Genomic DNA, 7,641 nt, shown 5'->3' with positions numbered 1-7,641 from the left:
GTACTCCGTACGTGGGACAAGGGTCAGGACTCGGAGCCGTCGAGCGCCAGCCTGATGAGGGTGTCGGCGTCCATCTCGTCGATGTCGACCTCGTCGGTGGAGGTGTGGTCGGTGTCGTCGCCGTTGGCCAGGTTGAGCAGCAGGTCCAGCAGTCCGGCCTCGCGGATGCGGGCCAGCGGGATGGTGGCGAGGGTCTGCCGCACCGCCGTCTCCGCCGGGTCGGCCGCCTCCTCCCGCTGCGCCTCGGGCACCAACTCGGCGAGCAGGTGCCCGGCCACGGCCACCGGGGCGGGGTAGTCGAAGACCAGCGTGGTGGGCAGGGACAGGCCGGTGAGCCGGGCGAGCCGGTTGCGCAGTTCCACGGCGGTCAACGAGTCGAAGCCCAGTTCCTTGAACGCCCGCCCCGGCTTGACCAGCTCGGAACCGGTGTGGCCGAGCACGGCCGCCGCCTCGGCGCGGACCAGGTCGGTGAGGTGGCGGTCCCGCTCGTCGCCGGGCAGGGCCAGCAGCCGCTCGCGCAGCGACCGGCCACCGTCGGCCGTCGCGGTGTCCTCGGCCGGGCCGACGGCCGGACGGGCCTCGGGCAGGTCGGCCAGGAGCGGACGCGGCCCGGCTGACTCGTACGCCGGGGCGAACGTCGCCCAGTCGACGTCGACCACGGTAAGGCAGGGCCGTCCACGTCCGACGGCCACCCGCAGGGCGTGCACCGCGTCGGCCGGCGACATGGCCCGCAGGCCACGCCGGGCCAGCTCCCGCCGGGCGTCGTCGGTGGCCATGCCGCCGTCGGCCCAGGGCCCCCACGCCACCGAGGTGGCGGCGAGGCCACGGGCACGTCGCCGCTCGGCCAGGGCGTCGAGGTACGCGTTGCCTGCCGCATAGCCGGCCTGGCCGCCGCTGCCCCACACCCCGGCGATCGAGGCGAAGAGGACGAACGCGTCGAGCGGACGGTCGCCGAGCAGCTCGTCGAGGTGCGCCGCCCCGGCGATCTTGGCGGCCAGTACCCCGGCCAGCCGCTCCAGGTCGGTGTCGACCAGCGGGGCCACGTCGTTCAGCCCGGCCGCGTGCACCACAGCGGTCAGGGGTGCCGGGTCGTCGTCGATCCCGGCGAGCAGTGCGGCCACCGCGTTCCGGTCGGCCACGTCACAGGCGGCGATGGTGACCCGGGCCCCGAGGGCGGTCAACTCGTCGCGCAGTTCCGTCGCACCGGGGGCGGCGTCGCCGCGCCGGCCGGTCAGCACCAGGTGCGCGGCGCCGTGGCCGGCCGCCCAGCGGGCCACGTGCGCGCCGAGCGCGCCCGTGCCGCCGGTGACCAGCACCGTGCCGGAGGGTTGCCAGCGGTCGGCCGCCGCCGGGTCGGCGTGGGTGGCCCGGGTCAGCCGGCGCGCGTACACGCCGGTCGGCCGGACCGCGAGCTGGTCCTCGTCGCCGGCGGCGGTGAGCGCCGCCGCCAGCCGGACCGGGTCGGCGTCCCGCTCCGGCAGGTCCAGCAGACCCACCCGTAGTTGCGGCAGTTCGAGGCCGGCGACCCGGCCCATGCCCCACAGGGCCCCCTGGGCGGCGCTGCGCGCCGGGTCGTCGGTGCCGGTGCCGACCGCGCCCCGGGTGACGCACCACAGCGGGGCCGCCGCACCGGCGTCGTGCAGTGCCTGGACCAGCAGCAGGGTGGCCGCGACGCCGGCCGGCACAGCCGGCTGTCCCGGGTGGGGCTCGTCGGCCAGGCCGAGCAGTGAGACCACGCCGGCGAGCGGTCCGTCGGCCAACGCGCTGGTCAACCGGCGGGTCAGGCCGCCACGGCCGACGGTGGCCGGATCGACGACCAGTCGCCGGACCTCCCCACCTGCGGCGGTCAGCGCGGCGGTCACCTGCTCCTCCGCCGGGTCGCCGGCGGGGCCGACGAGCAGCCAGCCGCCGCCCGCCGTCGTCGGGTCACCGAGGTCGACCCGTCGCCATCCCACCTGGTACGACCAGCCGTTCACCGCCGTGTCGCGGGTCCGGGCCCGCCGCCAGGAGGTCAGGGCGGGCAGGGCCGGAGTGAGGGCGTCCACCGCGTCGGCACCGAGCTGGTCGGTGAGGACGGTGAGGTCACCACCCTCGACGGCGGCCCAGAACTCGGTGTCCCCCGCGTCCACGACCGGGCCCTGCGGCTTCGCCGGCTCGGGCCAGAACCGCTGGTGCTGGAACGCATACGTGGGCAGATCCACCCGGCGCGCGTCGGTGAACCACGGCTCCCACCTGACCGGCAGCCCGCGCACGTGCAACTCGCCCAGCGCGGCCGCCAGTCCGGTCATCTCGGCGCGGTCCCGCCGCTGGACGGCCACGGCGAGCACGTCCTCGTCACCGGGGAGCACGTCGGCGGCCATCGCGGTCAGCACACTCTGCGGCCCGATCTCCAGGAACGTGTCCACGCCCGCCTTGCGGAGCACTGTGATCCCGTCGGCGAAGCGGACGGTCTCCCGCACGTGGCGGACCCAGTAGTCCGGGTCGTGGAGCTCCTCGGCGTCGGCGAGCGCACCGGTCAGGTTGGACACCACAGGCAGTAGCGGTGACGTGAAGGTCAGCCCCGCGACCACGGCCCGGAACTCGGCGAGCATCGGTTCCATCAGCGGGCTGTGGAACGCATGGCTCACCGTCAACCGACGCGTCCGCGCACCCCGCTCCCGCCAGATCCGCTCCACCTCGTCCAAGGCGTCGGCCACCCCGGAGACGACCACGGCCGACGGGCCGTTCACCGCGGCGAGGCCGACCCGGTCGGCCCGGCCCACAAGCGTCTCGGCGACCGCCTCCTCGGACGCGCCCACCGCGAGCATCCCGCCCCCGACCGGCAGCGCCTGCATCAACCGACCCCGCGCCGCCACCAGCACACACGCGTCGGCCAACGACAGCACCCCGGCCACGTACGCGGCGGTGATCTCCCCGATCGAATGGCCACCGACGAAGTCCGGCACGACCCCGAACGACTCGACCAGGCGGAACAACGCCACCTCGACGGCGAACAACCCCGCCTGGGTGAAGACGGTCTGATCCAGCAACTCCGCCTCCGCCGAACCCGCCTCGGCGAACAACACAGTCCGCAACGGCTGCGGCAGGAACGGATCGAGATGGCCGCACACCTCGTCCAACCCGGTGGCGAACACCGGGAACGCCTCGTACAACTCCCGACCCATGCCCACACGCTGCGCGCCCTGCCCGGAGAAGAGCACCGCGAGCTGACCGCGCGGCCCCTGCGCACCGGTCACCACAGTGCCCGACGGCTCACCGGCGGCGAGCGCGCGCAGTCCGACGAGCAGCTCTGTCCGGTCGGCCGCCGCGATCACCGCGCGGTGCTCCCACGTCGCCCGGGTGATCACCGACGACCAGCCCACGTCCACCGGACGCAACGTCTCGTCGCCTGCCAGCCAGTGGGCCCACCGGCCCGCCTGCGCGGCCAGGACCGTCTCCGACCGCGCCGACAGCAACACCGGCACCACCACCGGCACCCACAGCTCCGCAGCCTCGGTCACATCCGCCGTCGGCGGCTGCTCGATGATCACATGCGCATTCGTGCCGGAGATCCCGAACGACGACACCGCCGCCCGACGCGGCCGATCCACCACCGGCCACGGCATCGCCTCCGTCGCCAACGCCACCGCCCCCGCCGACCAGTCCACATGCGGCGACGGCTCATCCACATGCAACGACGCCGGCACCAGACCATGCCGCATCGCCATAACCATCTTGATCACACCCGCCACACCCGCCGCCGCCTGCGTGTGACCAAGATTCGACTTCACCGACCCCAACAACAACGGCCGACCCCCCGACCGACCCTGCCCATACGTCGCCAACAACGCCTGCGCCTCGATCGGATCACCCAGCGTGGTCCCGGTGCCATGAGCTTCGACAACATCCACATCCGCCGTCGACAGCCGCGCGTTGGCAAGAGCCTGACGAATCACCCGCTGCTGCGACGGACCATTCGGCGCAGTGAGACCGTTCGACGCACCATCCTGGTTCACCGCACTACCCCGCACCACCGCAAGAACCCGGTGCCCACGCCGCCGGGCGTCGGAAAGCCGCTCCACCAGGAGCATGCCCACACCCTCACCCCAACCAGTGCCGTCCGCACCCCCGGCGAACGCCTTGCACCGACCATCCGGAGCGAGACCCCGCTGCCGGGAGAAGCCGACGAAGGCGCTGGGGGTGGCCATCACGGTCACGCCACCGGCCAGGGCCAGGTCGCATTCCCCAGACCGCAGCGCCTGCGCGGCCAGGTGCAGGGCGACCAGCGACGACGAACACGCGGTGTCGACGGTGACCGCCGGCCCTTCCAGCCCGAACACGTACGCCACCCGGCCGGAGGCGACGCTGCCGGCGGTGCCGTTGACGAGGTAGCCCTCCAGCTCCTCCGAGGCCTCCAGCCGGCCCGCGTAGTCATGGTGGATGAGCCCGGCGTACACGCCGGTGGTGACCCTGGTGTCGCGGGGGTCGAGGCCGGCGGACTCGAACGCCTCCCACGAGGTCTCCAACAGCAACCGCTGCTGCGGATCCATCGCCAGCGCCTCACGGGGCGAGATGCCGAAGAACTCGGGATCGAACTCGGCCGCGTCGTACAGGAAGCCACCCTGCCGGGTGGTGGACGTCCCCGCCCGGTCCGCATCCGGGTCGTAGAGCGCGTCGAGGTCCCAGCCCCTGTCGGTCGGGAAGCCGTCGATGGCATCCCGGCCCGAGGCGACCAGGTTCCACAACTGCTCCGGGCTGGAGACGCCGCCCGGGAACCGGCAGGCCATCCCGACGATGGCGATCGGGTCGTCGTCGCCGGGGAGGGTGACGGTCCGGGCGGCGGCGGGGGCCGCGGCCCCGGAGTGACCCCACTGCTCGTGCAGGTGCTCGGCGAGCCGGGCCGGTGTCGGGTAGTCGAAGACGAGGGTCGCGGAAAGCCGCAGCCCGGTCACCGAGGCCAACCGGTTCCGCAGCTCCACCGAGGTCAACGAGTCGAACCCGAGTTCCTTGAACGCCCGACCACCCGGCACCGCCTGCGCCGACGCATGCCCCAGCACCGCCGCCGCCTGGGCACAGACCAACTCCACAAGCAACCGACGGGCCTCGTCCTGCGACAGCCCGGCCAGCCGCTCCGACCAGGCCGTGCCCGTGCCTGCCTCGACGGTGCGCGCCTGCCGGCGGGCCCCGGTCCGGGCCAACCGACGCAGGATCGGCGGGACCTGCCCGGGCTCCCCGGTGATCCGCAGCCGCGCGGCCACCACCATCGGCGGTGCCCCGGCGACCGCGGCGTCGAACAGGGCGGCGCCCTCGGCGGCGGTGAGGCCGGTCATGCCGAGCCGGCCCAGCCGCTGCCGGTCGTCGGTGCCCAGGCGCGCGGCCATGCCACCCGTGGCCCACATGCCCCAGCCGATGCTGGTGGCCGGCAACCCCCGCGCCCGCCGGTACGACGCGAGGGCGTCGAGGAACGCGTTCGCCGCCGCATAGTTGCCCTGACCCGGCGAACCCAACGTCGCCGCCACCGACGAGAACACCACGAACGCCGACAGATCCAACCCCGCCGTCACCTCATGCAACGCCCACGCCGCATCCACCTTCGGCCCCATCACCGCAGCCACAGCACCCGCATCCAGGGAAGCGATCGTGCCGTCGGCCACCACACCCGCACAATGCACCACCGCCGTCAACGGACACGCCGCATCCACACCCGCGACCACAGCAGCGACCTGCACCGGATCCGCGACATCCACCGCGACGGTCGTGACCGACGCACCCGCACCGGTCAACTCCGCTACCAACGCCGCATAACCACTGCCCTCCACCGGCAGACGACGCGACGCCAACAACAGACGCCTCGACCGCCCCGTAGCAACCAGATGCCGCGCCACCACACCCGCCAAAGTGCCCGACGCACCCGTGACCAACGTCGTGCCCTCCGGGTCCACCGGGGCAGGCACGGTGAGCACCACCTTGCCCACGTGCCGGGCCTGACTGATGTGCCGCAACGCCCCCCGCGCCTCCCGCACATCCCACACCCGGATCGGCAACGGCCGCAGCACACCCCGCTCAAAGAGGGCAAGCAGTTCGGCGAGCATCTGCCCGATCCGAACACCACCCGCCTCGTTCAGATCGAACGCCCGATAAGCGACACCCGGATACTGCTCGGCGACGAGTTCCGGGTCCCGAACATCGGTCTTGCCCATCTCCACGAACCGACCACCACGCGGCAACAACCGCAACGACGCGTCCACGAACTCACCCGCCAACGCATCCAACACCACATCCACACCCGCACCACCCGACGCCGACGCGAACGCACCCTCGAACTCCGTGGTCCGCGACGACGCGATCCGCTCCGGCGCGACCCCCAACTCCCGCAGAACGCCCCACTTCCCAGGACTCGCCGTCGCATACACCGTCGCACCGAAATGCCGGGCGAGCTGAACCGCCGCCATACCCACACCACCAGCACCGGAGTGAATCAGCACCGACTCACCGGCCCGCAAACCCGCCAGATCACGCAACGCATAGAACGCCGTCAAGAACACCACCGGAACCGACGCCGCCTCCACGAACGACCAGCCGGCGGGAACCCTCGCCACCCGCTCCCGCTGCGCCACCACCTCAGGCCCGAACCCGGGCTCGAACAAGCCCATGACCCGGTCGCCGGGCACCAGGTCAACAACGCCCGGACCCACCTCCACCACCACACCCGCACCCTCACTGCCCATCACCGCAGCCGAATCCGGGTACACACCCAACGCGATAAGAACGTCACGGAAATTCACCCCGGCAGCCCGCACCGCAATCCGGACCTGACCGGGAGCCAGGTCGACCTGGGCGGTCGGAACGATCTCGACGCCGTCCAGGGTGCCGGGACGAACCGTGGCCACGTGCCAGCCGCCGTCGGCCGGCGGGGTCAGTTCCGCGCCGACCTGCCGGACGAGCCGGGGCACCACCACCCGGTCACCCCGGATCGCGAGCTGCCCGCCGACTGTGGACTGGTCCGCCGCGACGGCCACCAGCACGCCGAGTGCCCGCGCGTCGATTGTCTCGTCCGTGTCAGCGAGCACGATGCGGCCCGGGTGTTCCGACTGCGCCGACCGCAGCAGACCCCACACCGCCGCACCCGCCAGGTCGACCACCCGCTCGTCGTCCTGCGCGGCCACCGCGCCCCGGGTCACCACCACCAGGCGGGAGTCGGCCAACACGTCTGCGGTCAGCCACGCCCGCACCATCGCCAGGACCTCGTCGGTCAGGGCGCGCACCGTCTCGGGCACCGGGGCGTCGACGACCCCGCGCACCGGCAGCAGCACCACCTCGGGCGCGGTCTCTCCCGGTGCCACGGCGGAGACCAGCTCCGCCACGTCGGTGAAGACCCGGGCCGCAGGCAGGGCCGCAGGCAGGGCCGCAGCGACGTCCGGGGCACCCAGCAGGGCCCAGCCCGTCGGCACCCCGGCCGGCGTGACCTCCTCGGTCTCCCAGGTGACCTCGAACAGCGACCGCGAGGCGGCAGCCGGGGCAGCAGCCACACCGGTCATCTCCCGCAGGACGAGAGAGTCCACCGACACCACCGGCGCACCCGACTCGTCCACCGCCACCAGACGCACACCCGACCCCACCCGCCTCAACCACACCCGCAACACACGAGCACCCGAGGCATAC

Annotated in this window: 1 protein-coding gene; it reads right to left on the bottom strand. The window is 73.1% G+C overall.

The genetic code is table 11. From position 1 onward, the window contains the following. Positions 1-23 precede the first annotated feature (23 nt). Positions 24-7,577 (bottom strand): type I polyketide synthase, encoded by a 7,554-nt coding sequence (locus AC0AIB_RS27160; protein ID WP_465097736.1) that lies wholly within the window; start codon positions 7,575-7,577, stop codon positions 24-26. Between the last annotated feature and the right edge of the window lie 64 nt (positions 7,578-7,641).

This window comes from Micromonospora sp. DSM 43699 (assembly GCF_055517075.1).
This window is presented reverse-complemented; position numbering and strand designations above follow the sequence as displayed.